The 19559-nt window shown below is 69.0% G+C and carries 18 protein-coding genes; 15 read left to right on the forward strand and 3 right to left on the reverse strand.

The window, feature by feature from the left end; translation table 11 throughout:
• Positions 1-10 precede the first annotated feature (10 nt).
• From prfB to OWM54_RS36005, 14 genes are all read left to right on the forward strand, one after another.
• Positions 11-1133, forward strand: a protein-coding gene (prfB, locus tag OWM54_RS35940) for a peptide chain release factor 2 (protein ID WP_223745829.1) whose coding sequence is annotated in 2 segments (ribosomal slippage) — positions 11-79 and positions 81-1133 — 1122 coding nt in all. Because the reading frame shifts where the segments join, the coding sequence is not laid out codon by codon here.
• 123 nt (positions 1134-1256) lie between these two features.
• Entirely contained in the window at positions 1257-1883 is a 627-nt protein-coding gene (locus tag OWM54_RS35945; protein ID WP_223745830.1) for an RNA polymerase sigma factor, read from the forward strand.
• Positions 1880-2263 (forward strand): anti-sigma factor family protein, encoded by a 384-nt coding sequence (locus tag OWM54_RS35950; RefSeq protein WP_141330615.1) that lies wholly within the window; start codon positions 1880-1882, stop codon positions 2261-2263. Before OWM54_RS35945 ends, OWM54_RS35950 begins: the two co-directional genes overlap by 4 nt.
• 73 nt (positions 2264-2336) lie before the next feature.
• Positions 2337-3866: a lysine--tRNA ligase gene (gene lysS / locus OWM54_RS35955; protein WP_223745831.1), complete on the forward strand. Its 1530-nt coding sequence runs from the start codon at positions 2337-2339 to the stop codon at positions 3864-3866.
• A gap of 12 nt (positions 3867-3878) precedes the next feature.
• A complete protein-coding gene (locus OWM54_RS35960) occupies positions 3879-6275 on the forward strand; it encodes an ABC transporter permease (protein ID WP_267700334.1) in 2397 nt (798 codons plus the stop codon).
• Between the two features lie 2 nt (positions 6276-6277).
• Positions 6278-6952, forward strand: a complete 675-nt coding sequence (locus tag OWM54_RS35965) for an ABC transporter ATP-binding protein (protein ID WP_046714818.1) — start codon at positions 6278-6280, stop codon at positions 6950-6952.
• Between the two features lie 295 nt (positions 6953-7247).
• Positions 7248-9488: an outer membrane protein assembly factor BamA gene (bamA, locus tag OWM54_RS35970; protein WP_223745833.1), complete on the forward strand. Its 2241-nt coding sequence runs from the start codon at positions 7248-7250 to the stop codon at positions 9486-9488.
• Positions 9489-9591: 103 nt separating this feature from the next.
• Entirely contained in the window at positions 9592-10149 is a 558-nt protein-coding gene (locus tag OWM54_RS35975) for an OmpH family outer membrane protein (protein ID WP_223745834.1), read from the forward strand.
• Positions 10150-10161: 12 nt separating this feature from the next.
• Positions 10162-11226: a UDP-3-O-(3-hydroxymyristoyl)glucosamine N-acyltransferase gene (gene lpxD / locus OWM54_RS35980; RefSeq protein WP_267700336.1), complete on the forward strand. Its 1065-nt coding sequence runs from the start codon at positions 10162-10164 to the stop codon at positions 11224-11226.
• Positions 11226-11693 (forward strand): 3-hydroxyacyl-ACP dehydratase FabZ, encoded by a 468-nt coding sequence (gene fabZ, locus OWM54_RS35985; protein WP_046714814.1) that lies wholly within the window; start codon positions 11226-11228, stop codon positions 11691-11693. The genes lpxD and fabZ overlap by 1 nt, the downstream gene beginning before the upstream one ends.
• Before the next feature lie 29 nt (positions 11694-11722).
• Entirely contained in the window at positions 11723-12499 is a 777-nt protein-coding gene (gene lpxA / locus OWM54_RS35990) for an acyl-ACP--UDP-N-acetylglucosamine O-acyltransferase (RefSeq protein WP_046714813.1), read from the forward strand.
• 9 nt (positions 12500-12508) lie between these two features.
• Entirely contained in the window at positions 12509-13330 is an 822-nt protein-coding gene (locus OWM54_RS35995; protein ID WP_223785658.1) for an LpxI family protein, read from the forward strand.
• Between the two features lie 238 nt (positions 13331-13568).
• Positions 13569-14594 (forward strand): OmpA family protein, encoded by a 1026-nt coding sequence (locus OWM54_RS36000; RefSeq protein ID WP_223785657.1) that lies wholly within the window; start codon positions 13569-13571, stop codon positions 14592-14594.
• 33 nt (positions 14595-14627) lie between these two features.
• Positions 14628-15086 (forward strand): hypothetical protein, encoded by a 459-nt coding sequence (locus OWM54_RS36005; protein ID WP_046714811.1) that lies wholly within the window; start codon positions 14628-14630, stop codon positions 15084-15086.
• A gap of 1 nt (position 15087) precedes the next feature.
• Here the strand turns inward: OWM54_RS36005 and OWM54_RS36010 are convergent, their stop codons facing one another.
• Genes OWM54_RS36010 through lpxB form a run of 3 tightly spaced genes read right to left on the reverse strand, consistent with a single transcriptional unit; the run spans position 15088 to position 17613 of the window.
• Positions 15088-15720 carry a MarC family protein gene (locus OWM54_RS36010; RefSeq protein ID WP_141331721.1) on the reverse strand — a complete coding sequence of 211 codons (633 nt, stop codon included), beginning with the start codon at positions 15718-15720 and terminating at the stop codon, positions 15088-15090.
• A gap of 19 nt (positions 15721-15739) precedes the next feature.
• Entirely contained in the window at positions 15740-16444 is a 705-nt protein-coding gene (locus tag OWM54_RS36015) for a polyprenol monophosphomannose synthase (RefSeq protein WP_046714810.1), read from the reverse strand.
• Between the two features lie 17 nt (positions 16445-16461).
• A complete protein-coding gene (lpxB, locus tag OWM54_RS36020; RefSeq protein WP_267700337.1) occupies positions 16462-17613 on the reverse strand; it encodes a lipid-A-disaccharide synthase in 1152 nt (383 codons plus the stop codon).
• Positions 17614-17674: 61 nt separating this feature from the next.
• Here lpxB and OWM54_RS36025 point away from each other — a divergent pair, with 61 nt between their 5' ends.
• The gene (locus tag OWM54_RS36025) at positions 17675-19558 is read left to right on the forward strand and encodes a DUF4388 domain-containing protein (RefSeq protein WP_267700338.1); all 1884 of its coding nucleotides are present in this window, start codon (positions 17675-17677) and stop codon (positions 19556-19558) included.
• Position 19559 lies beyond the last annotated feature (1 nt).

Consider the following 19559-nt stretch of genomic DNA (forward strand, 5'->3'; position numbering starts at 1 on the left):
ACGACACACCATGGCGAACGATTCGATGGAGAAGATCAACGGCCTCAGGGAGCGCGTGTTGGCGCTCCGGGGGCATCTTTGACCTCGACCGCAAGCGCTCCCGCATCGCGCTGATTGAGCGGGACAGCACGCAGCCGAACTTCTGGGACGACAACACCAAGGCGCAGGCGATGTTGAAGGAGAAGTCCACGCTGGAGCTGAGTGTGGGCGCCTACGACAAGGTGATGCGCGGGCTGGATGACGCGCAGACGCTCCTGGAGCTGGCCGCGGAGGCCGGTGACGAGGACACGGCCCGCGAGGCGGAAGGCTCGCTCGAGGGGCTGGACGGCGAGGTCGCCAAGCTGGAGCTGGCGCGCATGCTCTCCGGCGAGCAGGACCGCAGCAGCTGCTTCATGGACATCAACGCCGGCGCCGGTGGCACGGACTCCATGGACTGGGCGGCCATGCTGCTGCGCATGTACACGCGCTACTGCGAGTCCAAGGGCTGGAAGGTTGAAATCAACGACGAGGTGCCGGGCGAGGAGGCGGGCTTCAAGAACGTCTCGCTGCGCATCGAGGGCGACTTCGCCTACGGCTACCTCAAGGCCGAGGTGGGCGTGCACCGGCTGGTGCGCATCTCCCCCTTCGACGCCAACGCGCGCCGCCAGACGGCCTTCGCGTCCGTGGACGTCTACCCGGAGGTCGATGACACCATTCAAATCGACATCCCGGAGAAGGACATCGACCTGAAGTTCATCCGGGGCGGAGGCGCCGGTGGACAGAAGGTGAACAAGACGTCCTCCACCGCGCAGCTGCGCCACCTGCCCACGGGCATCATCATCACCTGCCAGACGGAGCGCTCGCAGTCGGCCAACAAGGACATGGCCTTCAAGATTCTTCGCGGCCGCCTGTACGAGCTGGAGATGAAGAAGCGCGAGGCCCTGCGCGACGCCGCCGAGGCCGCGAAGAAGGACATCTCCTTCGGCTCGCAGATCCGCTCCTACGTGCTCGCGCCGTACCGCATGGTGAAGGACCTGCGCACCGGCGTGGAGACGGGCAACGTGGACTCGGTGCTGGACGGTGAGCTGGAGGAGTTCATCACCGCGCAGTTGTTGGGCGTGAAGAACCCCAACCGCAACGCGGCGTTGGATTAGTCACAGGTCCGGTGGAACCTTTTCCGCGCCCCGCTGTCGGAAGGCGGCGGGGCAGGGGAAAGGGGTAGGCTTCTGGGGCAGTGGCTCCTCCTGGGATGGAGGGGCCGTCGCGGGAGGACACCGGTGTCACCGGGCGGCGTGCTCGAAATCGGACAGGACGGGCCGGCCGCCGAGGCGTCCGACTCTCGGCGTGAGGACGCGGCCCTGCTGGCGCGCCTGCGTCAGGGGGACTCGGATGCGTTCGAGCAGCTGGTGCGCACCCACCAGGACCGCGTCTACGACTTCTGCGTCCGCATGCTGGGGGACCGCGAGGAGGCGCATGACCTGGTGCAGGAGATCTTCGTCAGCGTGCACCAGAACGTCCGCCGCTTCCGCGAGGACGCGCGGCTGTCCACCTGGCTGTTCCGAATCACCAAGAACCACTGCATCAACCGGCTGAAGTACCTGAAGCGCCGGGGCCGGGGCCGCTCGGAGGAGTACGACGAGACGAGCGAGGCGTGGGTGGATGGCCCGGGCGCCCCGCCCGCGCCCGACGCCGCCCTGGAGTCCGCGCGCGAGCGGGCCCGGGTGCAGTGGGCCATCTCCCAGCTGGACCCCGACGCGCGCGTGCTGGTGGCGCTGCGCGACATCGAGGGGCTGAGCTACGACGAAATCGTGGACATCACGGAGTTGCCCGAGGGCACCGTGAAGAGCCGGCTGCACCGCGCGCGCGAGAAGCTGGCCAATCTCCTGGGGCGGCTTGAGCCATGAGCCAATTCCATCGCAGACTCCCGGACGTGGACCCGCGGATGAACCACCGCGAGGCGAGGGCCCTGTTCCTCGCGCTCGCCGACGACGAGCTGCCCGCCCCCCAGGCGCAGGCGGTGCGCACGCACCTGGACGGCTGCGACGAGTGCCGCCACGGGTGGGAGGGCTATTCGCGCACGGTGCAGCGCGTGCGGGGTGTGCAGAAGGAGAAGGCCCCCCCGGCCCTGGCGTCGCTGGTGATGACGCGCGTGCGCCGCCAGCGCCGCTTCGGCCTCAAGGGCCTGCACATGGCGCATATGAACCACCGCTTCCCGGTGGAGATCCTCATCCCCCTGCTCCTGGCCGCCGCCGTGGCCGCCTTCCTGGTGATGGCCGCCCCCTGAAGCTTCCCGATGTGTTGCGTTGCGTCCCGGGGGAGCCTTGGCTACGGTGCCGCGCCTCTTGGAAGGGCGCGCGATGGCTGAAGACCAGAACAACGACCTGGGTTCGAAGGAGCAGGAAATCTACGAGCAGCGGCTGGAGAAGGCCGCGAAGTGGCGCGAGGCCGGCTTCAACCCGTACGGCAACGGCCACGCTCCCCAGCACCTCGCCGCCGACATCCTCGCCAAACATGCGGACTCCACCCCGGAGTCGCTCGAGCAGACGCCCGTCACCTACGACGTCGCGGGCCGGCTGGTCGCCATGCGCTCGTTCGGCAAGGCCGCCTTCATCAAGCTGCGGGACCGCTCGGGCGAAATCCAGGTCCACATGAAGAAGGACGCGCTGGCGGACGCGTACGAGGTCTTCAAGCTGTGTGATCTGGGCGACTTCCTGGCCGTCACCGGCACGCTGTTCCGCTCGAAGACGGGCGAGCTGACCCTGGCCGCGACGAAGTTCTCCCCGCTGACCAAGTCGCTGCGCCCGCTGCCGGAGAAGTGGCACGGCCTGACGGACGTGGAGAGCCGCTACCGCCAGCGCTACCTGGACCTGGTGTCCAACCCGGACGTGAAGCAGACGTTCCTGCGCAGGAACAAGCTGGTCCGCTTCATCCGCTCCTTCCTCGACGGGCGTGACTTCATCGAGGTGGAGACGCCCATGATGCACCCGCTGGTGACGGGCGCCGCCGCGCGGCCGTTCTCCACGCACCACAACGCGCTCGACATCGACCTGTACATGCGCATCGCTCCGGAGCTGTACCTGAAGCGACTGGTGGTGGGCGGCCTGGAGCGCGTCTACGAGGTGAACCGGAACTTCCGCAACGAGGGCATCAGCACCCGGCACAACCCCGAGTTCACCATGCTCGAGTTCTATCAGGCGTACGCCACGTACGAGGACCTGATGGACCTGAGCGAGGAGATGATTTCGGAGGCGGCCAAGGCCGTCACCGGCGACTCCAAGGTGAAGTACGGCGAGCACGTGATTGACTTCGGCAAGGGCTGGAAGCGCATCTCCATGACGGAGGCCATCCGCGAGGCGCTGGGCAGCGCGCTGTCCGACAAGGACATGTCGGACGAGGGCAAGCTGCGCCACGAGCTGCTCAAGACGACGCGCGGCGAGGCCGAGCGCCGCGCCGTGGACACGATGACGCACGGGGAGCTGGTGGGCGCGCTCTTCGAGGCCCACGTCGAGCACACCCTGATCCATCCCACCTTCATCACCCATTTCCCCACCGCCGTCTCGCCGCTGGCCCGGCGCAACGACCAGAATCCGGAAATCGCGGACCGGTTCGAGCTGTTCGTGGCGGGTCGGGAAATCGCCAACGCGTTCTCCGAGCTCAACGACCCGCTGGACCAGAAGGGCCGCTTCCAGGCCCAGCTCGACGCCAAGCAGCGCGGACAGCAGGAGACGATGGACTACGACGAGGACTACATCCGCGCCCTGGAGCACGGCATGCCCCCCACGGCGGGTGAGGGCATCGGGATTGATCGCCTCGCGATGCTGTTCACGGATTCGCAGAGCATCCGCGACGTCATCCTTTTTCCGCTCCTCAAGCCACTGGCGAAGTAGCCAGGAGGCCAAGTGCACTCGGCAGAACGGCAGACCGTCCATCGCTGGAGTCTCATCTGGGCCGGAGGACTCGTGGCCCTGGTGGGCCTCATCCTCGTCGGCCTCTCCATCTCCGCCTCCGAGGCGTGGGCGGAGGTGGCCTCGGCCCTGGGCCTGTCGCTCTTCGGTTGGGGTGGGGTGGCCCAGCTCGTCGACGGCGTGATGCTGCTGCCGGCGCAGGCCGCCGCGAAGCAGTCGCTCCCCCTGGGCAGCCCCGGCTTCCTCTGGTCGGGGGCGCTCGCCTGGCTGGTGGGCTGGGGGCTCATCGCCTCCGGCATCCGCCGCGCGCCCGAGCCCACGGAAGGCCCGAGCCCCGCGGCCGGCGCCCCGCTGTATCCTCGCCTGGCGCGCTACCGGGACTTCTACTGGAGCACCCTGGCGGCGTACGGCGGCGGCATCCTGCTGGCGGAGCTGGTGCTGGTGCTGCTCCAGACGGTGCTCTCCAGCGGCGTACCCTCCACGGACCTGTCCTCCGCGCGTGACGCGGGCGGCGGCTTGTCGCTCCCGCCCACGGGGGCGTTCGCCATCGCCCTGGTCGTCGCGGGCCTGGTCGCCTTCATCTCCGGCTTCGTGGGCGCTTCGCGCGCGCAGCGGCTCGCGCTGCCCGAGGCCACCATCGGCGTGCTCTACCTGGGCCTGCCGGTCCCCATCCTGCTCACGCTGATGGAGCGGATTCCGTCGCTCCAGCTCGCGCTCGGCTACCGGCTGCGCGAGGTGACGTATGTCGCGGGACTGCTGGGCCGCCCGGAGCTGGCGTACTGGCTGACCTTCACCGGGCTGGTGCTGGCGCTGGTGCTGGGCATCAACACGGGCTTCATCGCCGCCGGCAGCGGGCGCGTGGACCTGAAGCTCGGCTTCGAGCTGTTCGTCGCGCGCCGCCACGTGGCGGTGTTCCGCCCGTCGCTCCTGTTGGGGACGCTGGCGGTGCTGATGTTCGGCATCATCCCGCCGCTGCTCGTCTACTTCATCATCCGCGCCGCCGAGGCCGCGGTGGAGAAGACGCGCATCCGCTCGCTGGGCCTGTCGGACCCGCTGGCCGCTTCCGAGGCGCTGCACAAGCTGAAGCTGCGCGAGCAGTCGCCGACCATGATGATGACCGCGCTGTCGGTGGGCGGCGTGGGCGTGGGGGTCATGGCGCTCATCATCGTGCTGTCGGTGATGAGCGGCTTCGAGGCGGACCTGCAGCAGAAGATCCTCGGCACCAACGCGCACGCGGTGGTGTCGCGCTACGCGGGGGATTTGCCCGAGTACCCCAAGGTCATGGAGACCATCCGCAAGGTCCCGGGCATCGCGGGGCAGACGCCGTTCATCATCAACCAGGTGATGATCGCGTCCGAGGGCAACGTCGACGGCGTCATCATCAAGGGCATCGACCCGAAGACGGTGGGCGACGTGACGGACCTGCCCCGGAACATCCTGGGCGGCGGCTCGCTCGACATCCTCTACACGCCGGAGAAGATCCTCTCGCGTGGCGGGGACGACGAGGAGTCCGAGACCCCGGCGGGGGAGGGTGACGAGGCGCCCGCGGAGGACGACATCATCCGCCGCACCGGCCCCGCCAAGAAGGCGGCGGCGGTGCTGCCCGGCATCGTGATTGGCCGGGAGCTGGCCGCGTCCCTGCGCGTGGTGGTGGGGGACCGCGTCAACGTCGTGTCCCCGCTGGGCACCGAGCTGTCCCCGTCCGGCCCCGTCCCCAAGAACCGCGCCTACCGGGTGGCGGCCATCTTCTACTCGGGGATGTACGAGTACGACTCCAAGTTCGTCTACATCCTGCTCAAGGAAGCGCAGGACTTCTTCGGCGTCCAGGGCGCGTCCGGCATCGAATTGAAGGTGCTCGACATCGACGACGCGCGCCGCATCGCCGGGCAGGTGGTGAAGGCGCTGGGCGGCTACCCCTACCGGGCCCGCGACTGGGGCGAGATGAACAAGAACCTCTTCTCCGCGCTGCGCCTGGAGAAGCTGGTGATGGGCATCATCCTCTCCATCATCATCATCGTCGCCGCGGGCCTCATCGTCGCCACCGTCATCATGCTCGTGCTGGAGAAGCGCAAGGAGATCTCCGTGCTCAAGGCGCTGGGCGTCCCCGATGGCGGCATCGTGAAGATCTTCCTCGCCGAGGGGCTCCAGATTGGCGTCGCCGGCGGCCTGTTGGGCCTGTTCTCCGGCCTGTCGTGGTGCCTCTTCATCGAGAAGGTCGGCATCAAGCTGGACCCCGAGGTCTATTACATCCCCGCGCTGCCGGTGCGCGTGGAGCCCCTGCAGACCGCGCTGGCCGTCGTCATCGCGGTGCTCGTCACGTACCTGGCCTCCATCTACCCGGCCCTCAAGGCCAGCAGCGTGGAGCCGGTGGAAGGGTTGAAGGCGGAGTAGCCATGACGCTGTTGTCCATCCGCAACGTCTTCAAGAGCTACTTCCTGCACGGCAAGCGCATCGACGTGCTGCGCGCGGTGTCGCTCGACATCGGCAAGGGAGAGCTCGTCTCGCTGGTGGGGGCCTCCGGCGCGGGGAAGAGCACCTTCCTGCACGTGCTGGGCACCCTGGACGCGCCCGCCGCCGGGGAGGTCTTCTTCGAGGGCCGCTCCGTGTTCGCCATGAACGACGCGGAGATCGCCGAGTTCCGCAACCAGACGATGGGCTTCGTCTTCCAGAGCCACTACCTGCTGCCGGAGTTCACCGCCCTGGAGAACGTGGCCATGCCCGCGCTCATCCAGCGCAAGGACCGCGCCGGCGCCTATACCTACGCCCGGGAGCTCCTGGAGCGGGTGGGACTGGGACAGCGGGTGGACCACAGGCCGGGGGAACTGTCCGGTGGTGAAGCCCAGCGGGTGGCCCTGGCGCGCGCCCTGGTGCTCAAGCCCGCCGTCCTGCTCGCCGACGAGCCGACCGGCAACCTGGACCCGGCCACGGGCGAGGGCATCCATCAGCTCCTGAGGGACGTCAACCGGGACCTGGGCATCACCGCCGTGGTCGTCACCCACAATGAAACCCTGGCCCGTTCCATGCCCCGCCGCCTGCGGTTGGCAGGGGGGCAGGTGTCGGAGGCTTGATGGCTCCGCGCTTTTGGATTGAGGGTCTTCGGCCCCTTCTCGTAGATTGCCCCGCCTTTTCCTGGCCGGTCTCCCCTTGAGGCACCCCGTTCTGTCGCGCAAGTCACTGCTCCCGCTGCTAGCGGTCGTCCTGTGGTCGCTCGTGCCCGGCTCCGTCCAGGCGCAGGTGAACGGGGGTGCGCCTTCCGAGGCCCCGGTTCCGAGCTCCCCCGCGCCCGCAACCCCGACTCCCGCGCGTCCCCCGGACGCCCCCGTCGACGAAGAGGCTCCCCCCGAGGACGGCGACCCCGACCGGGTGGTGGAGATTCGCGTCGAGGGCAACAAGCGCGTGGAGGCCGAGGCCATCCGCCGCGCCCTGCGCACCCGGGTGGGCCAGACGCTGGACGCGTCCAAGTCCGCCGAGGACCTCCGCGCCGTCTGGGCCCTGGGCTACTTCACCAACGTGGAGCTGCTCGTGCAGCGGCTGCCCCGGGGCGTGGCCTACGTCGTCCGCGTGGAGGAGCGGCCCATCGTCCGGGCCGTGAACCTCAAGGGCAACGAGGAGCTCAGCCGCGACGACCTCAAGGACGAGCTCGACGCCAAGCCCAACACCATCCTGGACATGGAAGCCGTGCGCAGCACGGTGAAGAAGATCCAGGCCAAGTACGTGGAGAAGGGCTACTTCCTCGCCGAGGTGACCCACCAGATCAAGCCCTCCGAGACGGGGGGCAGCGTGGACGTCATCATCATCATCAACGAGCACGCCAAGGTGATGGTGAAGCAGATCACCTTCATCGGCGCGGAGAAGGTCCCCGCCCAGGAGCTCAAGGAGACGATGATCACCCGCGAGGGTGGCTACTTCTCCTTCTTCACCGGCGAGGGCACGTACCGCGAGGAGGCCTTCCAGCGCGACCTGGCCGTCATCCAGATCGCCTACTTCGACCGGGGCTTCATCAACGTCAAGATCGACAAGCCCACCGTCCAGCTCTCCGCCGACAAGCGCTACATCTACATCACCCTGCGCATCGAGGAGGGTGAGGCCTACGACATCGGGAAGATCGACTTCTCCGGCGACCTGCTCGACGACGTGTCGAAGGAGCGCATGGCGCAGCTGATGAAGTCGACGCCGGGCCAGCGCTTCAACCGCTCGCAGCTGTCGCAGGACATCGTCGGCCTGTCGGACGTGTATTACGACCGGGGCTACGCGTACGCGAACATCAACCCCGTCACCAGCGTCAACGCCAACAACCGCACGGTGGACCTGACCTTCGACGTGCAGAAGGGCCCCCAGGTCACCATCGAGCGCATCAACGTCGTCGGCAACAGCAAGACGCGCGACAAGGTCATCCGCCGCGAGCTGCGCGTCTACGAGGGCGAGCTGTACAGCGGCACCGGCGTGCGCCGCAGCAAGGACCGCGTCACCGCGCTGGGCTTCTTCGAGACGGTGGAGATCACCCAGAGCGCCGGCAGCACCGACGACACCATCGTCCTCCAGGTGGAGGTGAAGGAGAAGGCCACCGGCACCTTCCAGGTGGGCCTGGGCTTCTCCAACGTGGAGAACTTCATCTTCACGGCGCAGATCGCCCAGAACAACTTCCTGGGCTGGGGCCAGAGCGTCTCCGCGTCCGCGCAGATCTCCGGCCTGCGCTCGCTGGTGCAGCTGTCGTTCTACGACCCGTACTTCCTGGACACGAACTACCTCCTGTCCGCGGAGTTCTTCCGCGTCCAGGCCGACTACGACGGCTTCATCCGCAACTCCACCGGCGGCACCGTCTCCATCGGCTACCAGTTCATCGACGACCTGCTGGGCACCATCGGCTACACGCGTGAATGGGTGAACGTGGAGGCGGGCTCCAACCTGGGCGCGGTGCTGCTGGCCAACCAGTTCCTGTCCGGCACCACCAGCGCGGCGCGCCTGTCGCTCTCGTTCGACCGCCGCGACAACCGCCTGTTCCCCTCGCGCGGCTTCATCCACTTCGGCTCGGTGGAGCTGGCCCCGGACTTCCTGGGCGGCACGTTCCTCTTCAACCGGTACACCGCGTACTCGCGCCTGTACTTCCCCATGCCGCTGGGCTTCGTCTTCAAGACGAACGCCACCATCGGCTACATCCAGCAACTCGACTCGAACAAGCCGCTGCCCATCTCCGAGCTGTACTACGTGGGTGGCATCAACAGCGTCCGCGGCTACTACCTGCGCAGCATCAGCCCCTCGGTGAAGGTGCCCCGCTCCGGCAGTCCGGACGCCACCGTCACGGACTTCCTCGTCGGCGGCAACAAGCAGCTCGTCTTCAACTTCGAGCTGGAGTTCCCCATCTTCGAGAAGGCCGGCCTGAGGGGTGTGCTCTTCTACGACGCCGGCAACGCCTTCGCGTCGAGCGAGCGCTTCTTCCAGGACCGACAGAACGACCTGCCGCTCGGCCTCTTCCACTCGGCGGGCTTCGGGTTCCGGTGGTTCAGCCCCATCGGCCCGCTGCGCTTCGAGTGGGGCATCCCGCTCACCAGGCGGCCGGAGGACGACCGGATTCTGTTCGAGTTCACTATCGGCAACTTCTTCTGATAAGCCGTCGCCTGTCGTCCCGGCCCCGCCCTGGCGGGAAGGGTTGAACAAGCCCGGGCGTCTGACGTCGGACCCTGTACCCTTCCCTGAGGAGCTGTTGAACATGTCGCTTCGCACCACTGTCGCGGCCTTGGCCGCCGTCCTGTCGCTTGCCCTGCCGGTGGCCGCCTCGGCCGCCGAACTGAAGGTCGCCTACGTGGACCTCCAGCGCGTCCTGCTCGAGGTGGATGACGGCAAGGCCGCCAAGGCCCGTCTCCAGAAGTGGTTGGATGACAAGCAGAAGGAGATCGACAAGGAGCAGACCGCCCTGCGCGCCGAGAAGGAGACGCTCGACAAGCAGGCGAGCGCGATGACGGCCGAGGTGCGCGCCCAGAAGGAGGGCGAGCTGCAGAAGAAGGTGATGGTGCTCGCCCAGAAGTGGGAGAAGAGCCGGGGCGAGGCGGCCAACAAGGAGCGCCAGGAGATGGAGCCCATCATCAACAAGATCGACCAGGTGGTGGCCTCCATCGCGCAGCGCGATGACCTGGGCATGGTCCTGGACAAGCGGGACTCGGGCATCGTCTTCGCGAAGGCCCAGTACGACATCTCCAACGAGGTCATCCGGGCCTACAACGGCTCCGGCAAGAAGACGACGGCGGCCAAGGACGCCCCGACGAAGTAGCCCCGCGCTCCCGTGAAGACCTCTCCCGCACCCCGACGGCTCGGGGAGCTCGCCGCCCTCGTCGGTGGCGAGCTTCTCGGCGACCCTGAGCAGCTCATCCACGGACTCAACGGGCTCGAGGAAGCCGGCCCGGGAGACGTGTCCTTCTACGGAAACACGCGCTACCGCCGCCAGTTCGAGGCCTCCCGCGCCTCGGCCGTGCTGGTGGGCACCAGCGAGCCGGCCCGCGAGGGCGTGGCGCTGGTGCGCGTGTCCAATCCGCACCTGGCCTACGCGCGGCTCTTGCGCGTGTTCCACCCCGACGTGCGTCCCGCCCCCGGCATCCGCCCGGGCGCGTGGGTGCACCCGGAGGCCACCGTGCACCCGGAGGCCAGCGTGCTCGCGGGCGCGACGGTGGAGGCGGGCGCGAAGGTGGGCGCGCGCTCGGTGCTGTATCCCGGCGCCTACGTGGGCGAGCACGCCTCCGTCGGCGAGGACAGCGTGCTGCACCCCAACGTCACGGTGCGCGAGCGCTGTGTGGTGGGCTCGCGCGTCATCCTCCACGCCAGCAGCGTGGTGGGCGCGGACGGCTTCGGCTTCGCCTTCGACCCGGAAGGGGAAGACGGGCCCCAGCACTTCAAGATTCCCCAGGTCGGCATCGTCCGCATCGAGGACGACGTCGAGGTGGGCGCGTGCACCTGCATCGATCGCGCGACGGTGGGCGAGACGGTGGTGGGGCGCGGCACCAAGCTCGACAACCTGGTGCAGATCGCCCACAACGTCCGCGTGGGGCCGCTGGCGCTCATCTGCGCGCAGGCGGGCGTGTCCGGCTCGGCCGAGGTGGGCACCGGCGTGGTGCTCGCGGGCCAGGTGGGCGTGGTGGGCCACATCCGCGTGGGTGACCTGGCCAAGGTCGGCGCCCAGTCCGGCGTGGCCCATGACGTCCCGGACGGACAGATCGTGAGCGGCAGCCCGGCCATCCCCCACCGTGAGTGGCTCCGGGCCAGCGCGGCCTCGGGGCAGGTGGCGGACCTGCTCAAGGAAATGCGCGCCCTGCGCAAAAGGGTGGAGCAGCTCGAGAAGGAGAAGGGCCCGTGATGGACATCGGCGAAATCCAGAACCTGCTGCCGCACCGGTACCCGTTCCTCCTCATCGACCGGGTGGTGGAGATTGTTCCCGGCCAGCGCATCACCGCCTACAAGAACGTCACCATCAACGAGCCCTTCTTCAACGGCCACTTCCCCGGCCATCCGGTGATGCCCGGCGTGCTCATCCTGGAGGCGCTCGCCCAGGCCTCGGCCATCCTCGCGTACAAGAGCGAGAACATGGACCCGAGCCAGAAGGTGACCTACCTGATGGGGGTTGACGGGGCGCGCTTCCGCAAGCCGGTGGTGCCCGGAGACAGGCTGCAGCTGGGAATCGAAGTGCTGCGCCACAAGGGCGCCGTGTGGAAGACGAAGGGCACGGCGACGGTGGATGGCGTGAAGGTCGCCGAAGGCGAGTTCCTGGCCACGGTGGTGGACAAGGACAAGGGCGCGACGGCGGAAGAGGGCGCGGCGTCCTGACCGCGGGCCCGCGAGGTAGAGGAGACGACATGGCTCAGGTTCATCCCACCGCGGTGGTTCACCCCGATGCGCGTCTGCACGAGTCGGTCCACGTTGGACCGTACTCGGTCATCGGACCGCAGGTGACGATTGGCGAGGGCTCCCACGTGGGCCCTCACGTCGTCATCGAGGGCCGCACGACGCTCGGCGCGCGCAACCGCATCTTCCAGTTCGCCTCGGTGGGGGCGGACCCGCAGGACCTCAAGTACGCGGGTGAGGACACCGAGCTCACGCTCGGCGACGACAACCAGATTCGCGAGTTCGTCACCCTGCACAAGGGCACGGCGGGCGGCGGCGGCGCCACGCGCGTCGGCAACGGCAACCTCTTCATGGCCAACAGCCATGTCGCCCACGACTGTGTCGTCGGCGACGGGTGCCGCATCGGCAACGGGTCCGCGCTCGCGGGCCACGTGACGATGGAGGACCACGTCATCATCAGCGGCCTGGCGGCGGTGCATCAGTTCACCCGCCTGGGCCGCTTCGCCTTCATCTCCGGTGGGGCCATGGTCACCATGGACATCCCCCCGTACGCCACGGCGCAGGGAGACCGGGCGGAGCTGGTGGGGCTCAACACCGTGGGCCTGGAGCGCGGCGGGTTCACCAAGGACCAGATTGAACGCATCAAGGAGGCCCACCGCATCCTGTTCCGCTCCAAGCTGGGGCTGCAGGAGGCGCTGGGGCGGCTGCGCACGGAGCTGGGCGGCCACCCGGAAGTGGACCACCTGGTGTCCTTCATCTCCCAGAGCAAGCGCGGCCTGACGCGCTAGGCTGTGGACATGGAGCACGCACCTCCGGACGGTCGCATCGGCCTCATCGCGGGCAACGGTCAGCTTCCCCTCTTGTTCGCGCGCGCCGCGCGGGCCCGGGGGCTGGAGGTGGTGGCCGTGGCCCACAAGGGCGAGACGAACCCGGCCCTGGCCTCGGAGGTGGGCTCGCTCACCTGGGTGCGGGTGGGGCAGGTCAACCGCATCCAGAAGGCCTTCGTCGCCGCGGGCGTGAAGCAGGCGGCCATGGCGGGCGGCATCGGCCGGGTGAAGGCCCTGTCCGAGGCCCGGCCGGACCTGGGCGCGGTGCGCATCATCTCCCGGCTGCGCAGCTTCCGGGATGATGCGCTGCTGCGCGCGGTGGCTGCGGACTTCGAGTCGCGCGGCATCACCATCATCGCCCCCACGGACTTCCTCGGGGAGGTGCTGTGCCCCGAGGGGCACCTGGCCGGCCCCGAGCTCAGCCCCACGCAGCAGCAGGACGTGGCGCTGGGGCGCGAGGTGGCGGCGTTGCTGGGGCAGGCGGACGTGGGCCAGACGGTGGTGGTACACCAGGGCCACGTGCTGGCGCTCGAGGCCGTGGAGGGCACCGACGAGGCCATCCGCCGGGGCGGCAAGCTGGGCGGCGCGGGCGCGGTGGTCGTCAAGCGCTGCAAGCCGCAGCAGGACCTGCGCTTCGACCTGCCCGCCGCGGGGCCCCGCACGCTGGAGGTCATGAAGGAAGTGGGCGCCCGGGTGCTGGCGCTGGAGGCCGGGCGCACGGTGCTGCTGGACGCGCCGGAGCTCTTCGCCAACGCGCGCGCGGCGGGAATCACGCTCGTCGGCGTGCGGTAGCGGCCCCCTTCTCGCGCCCGGGCAGGAGAGGGCCTGGTGGCCGTCCCCCCGGCTGCCCTGAGAGGTGTGGCGCGCGGGAATGAATGTCGGCGCGCTTCTCGCGTCTGGCTCGCGAGGCGTTTCCACGCTCGCGAAGCATTTCCACGCGGGGGACACCGTCCTACCCTGGCGCGGAGGAATCCACCCATCCGGGTCGCTGTTGCACGGCGACCCGCGACGCCGGAGTCGACGCCGCGCCATGAATGCCCGCCTGGTTCTATTGCTCAGTCTTGTCGCCTCGACACCCCTGCCCGCGTTCGCCGACGCCATCCGCGTGTCCCTGGAGGGCCGGGCCGCGGTGGGCGAGAAGCTCCCGGCATTGCTCGTGCACATCGAGGAGCCCATCGCGGGCTTCGAGGTGAAGCTCAAACGCGACGACGGGAAGGTGGTCGACGTGAAGGGCGGCGGGAAGCCAGGCATGACCCGGCGTATCGAGCTGGAGCAGCCCGAGGGCCGCTTCCACTACGAGGGCGAGCTGGTGGTGCGCTTCGCCAACGCCGAGTCGGGCAGCCTGCCGTTGTCCTTCGACACGGAGCTCAACGGGCCGCTGCGCCTGGACGTGCGCCCGGAGGACGTGGACGTGCCGGGGCGCACGCTGCGCTTCCAGCTCTCGCGTCCCGCGGGCCGCGTGGAGCTCACCGTGCTGATGGACACGGGGAAGAAGGCCTTCGAGGGGGAGGTGGCCTTCAAGGGCGAGAAGGCGGGCACGCCGCTGACGTTGAGCTGGCCGGCCGCCGAGGGGAAGGTGATGAAGATTTCCCTCCGAGCCTTCGACACATCGGACTTCTACACGGGTGTGGACCTCTTCCCGTGGCGCGTGGACATTCCCCATGAAGAGGTGGGCTTCGCCTCGGGGCGCGCGGACATTCCCGCCGGCGAGCGAGGCAAGCTGGACAGGAGCCATGCGTTGATTGCGGAGGCGCTGGCGAAATACGGCCGCTTCGCGGCGGTTCGTCTGTACGTGCTGGGCCACACGGACACCGTGGGCGCCACGGCGGACAACCGCGAGCTGTCGCTCAAGCGCGCGCGCAGCCTCGCCGCCGCCTTCCGTCAGCGAGGGCTGAAGGTCCCCATCTTCTACGAGGGTTTTGGCGAGGAGTCCCCCGCGGTGCGGACTCCGGACGAGACGGCGGAGGCTGCCAACCGCCGGGCGGAGTACATCATCGCGGTGGAGGACCCGGTGCTCGCCGGCGCTCCCTTCTCGCCGCGGTGGAGGAAGCTGTAGCGGACGGACGCAGTGACGAGGAGGTAGCAGCGGATGGACCGATTCCAACGGTGGACCTGGGGCGTGGTGGGGATGGCGCTCCTGGTGGGGGCGGGCTGCGCGCATCAGGCGCCGCTTGCCGTGCGGCGGGAGGTGGAGGCGGACAAGTGCAGCCTGGTTCAATCCGTGTTGAAGGAACCGACACCGTCACGGGTGGTGGAGGAGATCGCCGCCCAGGGCCGTCACGAGCCCACGCCGGTGCGCGTGTACGTGCGCCGCCCGGAGCAGTCCATGCTGGAGCGCTTCTTTGAAGGCGATGAGCCCCGCTGCGGCGACTCCACCTTCAAGGTGGTGCAGGACAGCGTGCTGGACGCCGTCGTCGTCTACCTCCAGGAGATTCGCGAGGGCTACGCGTACGACGCGCGCCGCGCGGGCCCGGACGAGCTCACCCTGGAGGGCAAGCCCCAGGGCACGCTGCGCCGCGCGGGCCCCACCTGGGTCGTCGGCAACTAGGTTACTTCAGCAATTCCTTGGCGCCGTCCGCGATGAACTGCACGGCGATGGCGGCCAGGATGAGCCCCATGACACGCTCGACGATGGCGACGCCGGACTGGCGCAGCACCCGCTGCACGAGCCCGGAGGCGCGCAGGATGAAGTAGCTGAAGACGAACGTCAGGAGGATGGCCGCCAGCACCGGAAGGGTGGAGGCCATCGAGTTGGAGTTGCCGCGAGCCATCAGCACCATGGCGGTGGCGATGGCTCCGGGCCCCGACAACAGCGGGATTGCGAGGGGGACGATGGCCACGTCCTCCTTCACCACGCCTTCCTGTTCCTCGGTGGGGGTGGTGCGTGTCTCGGACGGACGCGCGCGCAGCATGTCCAGCGCGGTGATGAGCAGGAGGATTCCGCCCGCCACGCGGAAGGCCCCCAGCGACACGCCGAACACCTTGAAGATGATGGTGCCGAACAGGGCGAAGAAGGTCATCAGCCCGCACGCCACCAGACACGCGCGCATCGCCGTGCGGCGTATCTTCTCCTTCGTGTCCCCGGCCGTCATGGCCAGGAACAGCGGCACCACGCCGATGGGGTCCACCACGAAGAAGACCGCCGGCAGGGCGACGAGGAATTGCGTCAGGTAGTCCTTCATCACCGCACGACCTTTGCGACTACACCGTGAGGCGCAGCTTCCACACCATGGTGAGCGCCTCGGCGAAAATCTTCTTGCTCATCTTCGAGTGCCCCACGCGGCGGTCCTCGAAGATGATGGGGACCTCGCGCACGGTGAAGCCGTTCTTCAGCGTGCGGTAGGTGAGCTCGATTTGGAACGCGTACCCGGTGCTGTGTACGGCATCCAGGTCGAGGGTCTCCAGCACCCGGCGGTGGAAGCACTTGAAGCCGCCAGTCAAATCCTGCACGCCCACGCCCAGGATGGTGCGGGCATAGAGGCTGCCGCCGCGGCTGATGACCTGGCGGCCCACGCCCCAGTTCACCGTGCCGCCGCCCGTGACGTAGCGGCTGCCGAGCACCAGGTCGGCGCCCGCCTCGGCCGCGTCCATCAGCCCGGGCAGGTAGCGCGGGTCATGGCTGAAGTCCGCGTCCATCTCCAGGATGTACGTGTAGCCCTCCGCCAGGGCCCAGCGGAAGGCGGCGAGGTAGGCGCGACCCAGGCCCTCCTTCTTCTCGCGGTGGAGCACCCGCACGCGGGGCTCCTTGGCGGCGAGCTGGTCGGCGATGTGCCCCGTTCCGTCCGGCGAGTTGTCGTCGACGATGAGGATGTCGACGCGCGGGTCGGCCTTGAGCACCGCCAGGGTGATGGCCTCGATGTTTTCCCGCTCGTTGTAGGTGGGGATGCAGACCAGCGCTGGGTTCATGGCCGGGCCGACATACCCTAAATGGCGCGCGGGGGCAGTAGCTCCATGACGGTCTCCGCCGCCCGGGTGGCGGCCCCTGCCTCGCCCAGCCGCCCCCGGACCTCTCCCAGCCCCTGGAGCATCTCGTCCCGGGCGGCCCCCGGCAGCCACACCTTGCGGACCTCGTCGGCGATTCTCTCGGGGGTCATCTCCCCCTGGAGCAGCTCTGGCACCACGCGCCGCCCGGCCAGCAGGTTGACCAGGGACACGAAGGCCACCTTCAGCATCAGCCGGCCCACCCAGTACGAGATGAGGGACACCCGGTAGATGACGACGAGGGGGCGCTGCATCAGCCCCGCCTCCAGCACGGCGGTCCCGGAAGCGACCACCGCCGCGTCGCTGGCGCCGACCACCTCCGGGGCATGCCCGTCCACCAGCACCGGTGTCAGGCCGCTGCCCTCGAAGCGGGAGAGCACCTCCTCGCGGGGGATGGTGGGGGCCACGGGGACCACGACCTGGAGCCCGGGCCGCTCGGCGGACAGGCGGCGGGCCGCGTCCACCATGGACGGCAGCAGCCGGCGGATCTCGCTCATCCGGCTGCCCGGCAGGAGCGCGAGCGTGGGGGCCTCCCTGGCCAGGCCCAGGCGCTCCCGGAACGCGGTGGGGCTGTCGGGGGCGGGGACCTGCTCGACGACGGGGCTGCCCACGTAGCGGGCGGCGACGCCGGCTTCCCGGTAGAAGTCCTCCTCGAACGGGAGGATGCACAGCATCCGGTCCACCAGGCGTTTGATGGTGCGCACCCGGCCGCGGCGCCACGCCCAGATCATCGGCGAGATGTAATAGGCGACGGGGATGCCCTGGGCCTTGAGCTTCTCGGCCAGGCGCAGGTTGAAGTCCGGGATGTCGACGAGGATGGCGACGTCGGGGCGCCGCTCGGCGGCCGCGTTCGCCAGGCCCTTCATGATTTGGAGGATGCGAGGGATGCGGGGGAGCACCTCGGTGATGCCCATGACGGACACCTCGCGGGCGTCGAAGAGCAGCTCGACTCCCCGAGCGGCCAGGCGCGAGCCGCCCATGCCGAAGAAGGTGAGGTCCGGACGGCGGGCCTGGAGGGCGGCGACGAGCTCTGCGGCATGGGCGTCGCCGGAGGCCTCGCCTGCCACGACGAGGATTCGGGGCGGGGGCGTCATGTGAGGGGGGCGCATCGTACCCTGATGCAAGCCGGGGTGAAGGTGTAGACTGCGCCAACCCTTGAAGACGCTTCTGCTCGCCGAGAGCCATCCCCCCACGCTCGAGCACCTGACGGGCCTGCTCTCGCAGGCCGGGTACTCCGTGCGCGCGGTGAATGACCCCATCGCGGCGCTGGAGCACTTCGCGGCGGACAACCCGGATGTGATGGTGTTGTCGGTGGACCTGCCGCGCGTGGAGGGCTCGCACGTGGTGCAGCTCATCCGGGGGCACAGCCAGGGTGGGCGCGTGCCCATCGTCGCCATCGACAAGGGGCACCTGGGGCGGGCGCGGGGCGTGGGCTCGGTGTTGGACCTGAAGGTGAATGCGTACGTCGCGGACCCGCTCAAGCCCGGCGAGCTGGTGCCCCGGCTGGAGTCGCTCGTGCGCGCGGCGCAGGCGGTGCCGCTGTCGGGCCTGGCGTCCACGCTGTCGCGTCCGGCGGTGAACAGTGGCGAGCTGAAGGGTTATCCGCTGCCCGGCCTGCTGCACTCCATCCACCGGCTGCGGCGGGATGGTGTGCTGGTGGTGGCGCACCGGGGGCTGAGTCGGCGGGTGTACTTCCTGCGCGGCGGGCCGGTGAGCTTCGACTCGACGGTGAAGGAGGACTCGCTGCCGCGCTACCTCGTGGAGCGCAAGCTCGCCACGCCCGCGCAGGCGGAGCAGGTGGTGGAGGCGCTGGGCTCGGGGCTGCGCATCGGCTCGGCGCTGGCGGACGCGGGCGTGGAGCTGGTGGGTGAGGAGCTGTCGCAGTTGTTGCGGGACTACACGCGCGACAAGCTGGCGCGGGTGCTGGGCATGCGCGAGGGCCGGTACGCCTTCTACTCCGGCGACGAGTTCACCGCTGAGGTGGCGTCGGTGGACCTGCCGCCGCTGGCGCAGATTCTCGAGGGCGCGCGGCGCACCTTTCCGCTGAAGGTGATGGCCGCGTCGCTGAAGGCGAACCTGGGGGAGTACCCGGTGCGCTCGCCCGAGTTCGGCCGTGATTTGCAGGCGATGGCGCTGGACACGGACGACATCAAGATCGCCATGCAGGTCAATGGCCGCATCGTGCTCAAGGAGCTGCTCGCGCATGGCCGCGGGGAGCTGAGCGCGGCGTACTCGCTCCTGTGGTTCCTGAAGCTGACGGGGGGCGTGACGTTCTCCCCGACGCCGGTGGCGACGGGGGCGGACGTGCTGTCGGCGGCGGTGGTGCCGGACCGGATCGGCCCGCGCAAGCGCAAGTCGTTGCCGATGGAGACGGCGGCGTCGCTGCGCGAGGAGGCGGTGCGCATCATCACCCGCAGCTACTTCGGCAGCCTGGGGTTGGACATCGCGGCGGACGCGGAGGCGGTGGAGCGCGCGTACCACGAGACGGCGATGCGCTTTCACCCGGACACGTATGCCGAGTACGACATCTCGGACCTGAAGGACCTGCTGGACTCGGTGCAGGAGAAGCTGTCGGCGTCCTACCGGGTGTTGAGCGTGGAGGAGAAGCGCAAGGCGTACCTCCAGTACCTCTTCAGCAAGCTGGACGTGGGGCGCAACACGGCGGTGGTGGTGGACGCCGAGATTGCGCTGCGCCGGGGCGAGTCCGCGCTGAAGCGGCGGGACTTCCTGTCGGCGATGCACGCGTTCGAGGAGGCGGTGGCGCTCAACCCTCGCGAGCCGGAGTACTACTCCTTCCTCGCCTGGGCGACGTACCAGGGGGCGGGCGGTCCGTTGGTTCAGCGTGCGCAGAAGGCGCAGAAGGTGTTGAAGAAGGCGTTGTCCCTGGGGCCGTACGTGGAGCGGCTGCACATCATCGCGGCCATCATCGACACGGACCTGGGGGATGCGCCGCTGGCGCGGAAGAAGCTGCTGAAGGTGCTGGAGTACAACCCGTACTCGCAGCTGGCCAAGGCGGCGTTGCGCAAGGTGGGACGGTAGG

Origin of the sequence: Myxococcus sp. MISCRS1 (assembly GCF_026626605.1) — a bacterium.
GTDB lineage: Bacteria > Myxococcota > Myxococcia > Myxococcales > Myxococcaceae > Myxococcus > Myxococcus fulvus.

Excerpts from the sequence above, each read along its gene's own strand:
- OWM54_RS35950 (WP_141330615.1), top strand. The coding sequence starts at position 1,880 with ATGAGCCAATTCCATCGCAGACTCCCGGACGTGGACCCGCGGATGAAC.
- lysS (WP_223745831.1), top strand. The coding sequence starts at position 2,337 with ATGGCTGAAGACCAGAACAACGACCTGGGTTCGAAGGAGCAGGAAATC.
- OWM54_RS35965 (WP_046714818.1), top strand. The coding sequence starts at position 6,278 with ATGACGCTGTTGTCCATCCGCAACGTCTTCAAGAGCTACTTCCTGCAC.
- OWM54_RS35975 (WP_223745834.1), top strand. The coding sequence starts at position 9,592 with ATGTCGCTTCGCACCACTGTCGCGGCCTTGGCCGCCGTCCTGTCGCTT.
- fabZ (WP_046714814.1), top strand. The coding sequence starts at position 11,226 with ATGGACATCGGCGAAATCCAGAACCTGCTGCCGCACCGGTACCCGTTC.
- lpxA (WP_046714813.1), top strand. The coding sequence starts at position 11,723 with ATGGCTCAGGTTCATCCCACCGCGGTGGTTCACCCCGATGCGCGTCTG.
- OWM54_RS35995 (WP_223785658.1), top strand. The coding sequence starts at position 12,509 with ATGGAGCACGCACCTCCGGACGGTCGCATCGGCCTCATCGCGGGCAAC.
- OWM54_RS36000 (WP_223785657.1), top strand. The coding sequence starts at position 13,569 with ATGAATGCCCGCCTGGTTCTATTGCTCAGTCTTGTCGCCTCGACACCC.
- OWM54_RS36005 (WP_046714811.1), top strand. The coding sequence starts at position 14,628 with ATGGACCGATTCCAACGGTGGACCTGGGGCGTGGTGGGGATGGCGCTC.
- OWM54_RS36010 (WP_141331721.1), bottom strand. The coding sequence starts at position 15,720 with ATGAAGGACTACCTGACGCAATTCCTCGTCGCCCTGCCGGCGGTCTTC.
- OWM54_RS36015 (WP_046714810.1), bottom strand. The coding sequence starts at position 16,444 with ATGAACCCAGCGCTGGTCTGCATCCCCACCTACAACGAGCGGGAAAAC.
- lpxB (WP_267700337.1), bottom strand. The coding sequence starts at position 17,613 with ATGACGCCCCCGCCCCGAATCCTCGTCGTGGCAGGCGAGGCCTCCGGC.